Annotated in this window: 2 protein-coding genes; both read left to right on the top strand. The window is 61.9% G+C overall.

Features of this window, described 5'->3' with window-relative positions:
• The coding region (locus tag EOA24_RS38890; RefSeq protein WP_133374960.1) for a DUF892 family protein at window positions 1-286 on the top strand (286 nt) is incomplete at its 5' end.
• 129 nt (window positions 287-415) lie between these two features.
• The coding region (locus EOA24_RS38885; protein WP_127410875.1) for a PAS domain S-box protein at window positions 416-1,110 on the top strand (695 nt) is incomplete at its 3' end.

The following is a 1,110-nucleotide window of genomic DNA, read 5'->3' as shown; positions in this document are numbered from 1 at the left end:
AACCTGCCCCGCGATCGACGGCATCCTGGAGGAGGGGGCCGAAGTCCTCGAGGAGTACAAGGGCTCCCCGTCGCTCGACGCCGGGCTTGTAGGCGCGGCCCAAGCTGTTGAACACTATGAAATCGCGCGCTACGGCACGTTGATTGCGTGGGCGAAGTCGCTGGGCAAGGAAGACGTTGTACAGCTCCTGAACGCCACGCTCGATGAGGAAAAGGCGACCGACGAGGCCCTGACGACGCTCGGCGAAGGGGGCGTCAACGATCGGGCGGTCGCGGAAGCCGCCTGACATCAGCCTGAGGAGGGCTCCATCGGAGCCCTCCCGAAGCAAGCTAGCAAGACACCGCCCGCAGCTGAGGGAACCATGCGGCGCGTCCGGAGTTCCTACGCAGCTCAACGCGGTAGTAGCAGGACATACATGGGAAAGGTTAACCCGGCCGGGTTGGCAGACGACCTTGAGACCTCAGCAGTCAATTATGAAGACTTCTTCGAAAACGCTGCAGTCGGCCTGCACGTCGTCGACGGGGACGGCCTCATCGTTCATGCGAATTCCGCCGAATTGAGTCTGTTGGGCTATGAACCCGGCGACTACATCGGCCATGAGATCGCTGGCTTCTACGAAGAGGAAGCTGTCATCCACGACATCATGGATCGCCTCAAACGCGGCGAGAAGGTTCACCGCTATCCCGCGCGGCTGAAGGCCCGGGACGGGTCGATCAAACACGTGGAAGTCAGTTCGAGTGGGTACTTCAAGGACGGCCAACTGGTCCATACCCGCTGCTTCACCGTCGACGTGACGCCCCTGAAGACGGCCGAGCGAGCTTTGGGTCAACAGGAGGCCCGATTCAACCAGATCCTGGATGCGCTACCGGTGGCGATCTACACGACGGACGCTAAGGGGAAGATCACCTACTACAATCGAGCGGCGGCCGAGTTGGCTGGCCGCGAGCCAAAGATCGGCAAGGATGAATGGTGTGTGACGTTTCGGCTCTTCACCCCAGACGGCGAGCCGCTGCCTCACGACCAATGTCCGATGGCGATCGCACTCAACGAAAATCGGCCGGTGCGTGGCGTCGAGGCTATCGCACAGCGGCCGGACGGGTCGCTCTTCCC

This window comes from Mesorhizobium sp. M2A.F.Ca.ET.039.01.1.1 (assembly GCF_003998035.1).
Lineage (GTDB): Bacteria > Pseudomonadota > Alphaproteobacteria > Rhizobiales > Rhizobiaceae > Mesorhizobium.
This window is presented reverse-complemented; position numbering and strand designations above follow the sequence as displayed.